This is a genomic window from Pseudoxanthomonas gei, from assembly GCF_010119615.1.
Taxonomy (GTDB): Bacteria; Pseudomonadota; Gammaproteobacteria; order Xanthomonadales; family Xanthomonadaceae; genus Pseudoxanthomonas_A; species Pseudoxanthomonas_A gei.
In genome coordinates, this window is the sequence record NZ_QOVG01000042.1 from 1 (window position 1) to 521 (window position 521).

At 63.3% G+C, this 521-nt stretch carries 1 protein-coding gene; it reads left to right on the forward strand.

What is annotated here, in order from left to right:
- Positions 1-521 (forward strand): IS3 family transposase (locus tag DT603_RS15880; protein ID WP_162350958.1); only part of this gene is annotated, 521 nt, incomplete at both ends.

Here is a 521-nt window from a genome sequence, read left to right on the forward strand (position 1 = left end):
CGGGTGGAGCGGCTGTATTGCGAGCAGCAGCTACAAGTCCGGCGCCGCAAGCGCAAGAAGGTACCGGTTGGCGAGCGTCAGCCGTTGCTGCGGCCCACCCAGGCCAACCAGGTGTGGTCGATGGACGTCGTGTTCGACCGCACCGCCGAAGGCAGGGCAATCAAATGCCTGGTGATCGTGGACGACGCAACCCACGAAGCGGTCGCCATCGACGTGGAGCGTGCGATCTCGGGACACGGCGTTGTGCGCGTGCTGGATCGGTTGGCACACAGTCGTGGCCTGCCGAAGATGATCCGCACGGACAACGGCAAGGAGTTCTGTGGCAAGGCCATGGTCGCCTGGGCGCATGCCAATGGTGTGCAGCTACGCCAGATCCAGCCTGGCAAGCCGAACCAGAATGCCTACGTCGAATCCTTCAACGGCCGGCTACGCGACGAATGCCTCAACGAACACTGGTTCCCAACGCTGCTGCATGCGCGCACCGAGATCGAACGCTGTCGCCGCGAATACAACGAACACCG